Raw genomic sequence first — 1452 nt, 5'->3', positions numbered from 1 at the left:
GACTTATCGCGCTCACCGGGCGAGACGACGCGAAGTGCGTTCAGCACGACAAGAGGCTCGTCGCGGAGAGGGTGTCACCCCCTCCCTGACCCTCCCCCATCGAAGGGGGAGGGAATAAATCATGGTCCAACCCGGATAGATAGGTAACAGTTTAGACCGGAGACATGGGTAACAGGTCTCACAGTGGTCGCGGGAGGTGCGGCCATGCCTTGGAGAGAGACCTGTGTGATGGACGAGCGGATGAGTTTTGTTGCTGCGTGGCTGGAGGGACGCGAGAGCGTGTCGGAGCTTTGCCGACAGTATGGCGTGAGCCGCCGGACGGGCCACAAGTGGCTGTCGCGCTATCGGAGCGAGGGCGCTGTCGGGCTGGTGGATCGCTCGCGGGCGCCGCATTCGAACGCCCGGGGTTTGTCTGGGGGTGTGGTGGCGGAAGTGCTGTCGGTACGCCGGCGCTATCCGAGCTGGGGGCCGCGCAAGGTGAAGGCCTTTCTGGAGGCCCAGCATCCCGGACAGAGCTGGCCGGCGGCGAGCACGATCGGAGACCTGTTCGACCGCACCGGCCTGACGCGCCTGCGCAGGCGCCGCCGTCGGGTGCCGCCGCAGAGTGCGCCCCTGGCTGCGTGCCGGCGGCCCAACGACGTGTGGTGCGCTGACTTCAAGGGGTGGTTTGTGACCGGCGACGGCTGTCATGTGGAGCCCTTTACCTTGAGTGACGGCCACAGCCGCTTCCTGCTCTGCTGCCAGGCCGTGGGCCGGGCCGACGGGACACATGTCTGGCCGCTGCTGGAGGCGGCCTTCTACGACTACGGCCTGCCGTGGGCGCTGCGCTCGGACAACGGCGCGCCCTTTGCCAGCCGGGCGGCCGGCGGGCTGTCGCGCTTTGCGGTCAGGCTGATCAAGGCCGGCGTGCTGCCTGAGCGCATCGAGGCGGGCAAACCGCAGCAGAACGGCCGCCACGAGCGCCTGCATCTGACCCTCAAGCAGGACACCGCCAGTCCGCCGGCGCGCAGCCTGGCCGAGCAGATCGAGCGCTTCGAGAGCTTCCGCGAGATCTACAACACCCAGCGCCCCCACGAGGCGCTCGGCCAGGTGCCGCCGGGGCGGGTCTACAGGCCTTCGCCGCGGCAGTTCGACGGCGTGCTGCGCTCGCCCGAGTATCCCGCCAAAGCCCAGGTGCGCCGGGTGCGTTCCAACGGCGAGATCAAGTGGCTCGGCAACACGGTCTTCCTCAGCGAGGCTCTGATCGGCGAGCCGGTCGGGCTCTTTGCGATTGGCACCAATACCTGGCTGGTCAAGTACGGGTCCATCGTTCTCGGCACCATGAAGGGGAGAGACCGCTTCGTCCGTAGCGGCGCGCGATCCTTGCGCAGCGCCGATACCGACGAGAACGAAACCGGAAAACTGTTACCCATGTCATCGGGCTAAAACGTTACCCATGTCTCCGGTTGCTCA

The 1452-nt window shown here is 67.0% G+C and carries 1 protein-coding gene; it reads left to right on the top strand.

Translation table 11 applies throughout. The annotated features are described in order from the left end of the window. Positions 1-204 precede the first annotated feature (204 nt). Entirely contained in the window at positions 205-1425 is a 1221-nt protein-coding gene (locus ACTS2Z_RS09615) for an integrase core domain-containing protein (RefSeq protein ID WP_442572996.1), read from the top strand. The last annotated feature ends 27 nt before the right edge of the window (positions 1426-1452 follow it).

It is taken from the genome of Glycocaulis sp. (assembly GCF_052168375.1).
In the GTDB taxonomy this organism is placed as follows: Bacteria; Pseudomonadota; Alphaproteobacteria; order Caulobacterales; family Maricaulaceae; genus Glycocaulis.
Note: the sequence above shows the minus strand (reverse complement) of the source record. Positions and strands in the feature narration are given on the sequence as shown.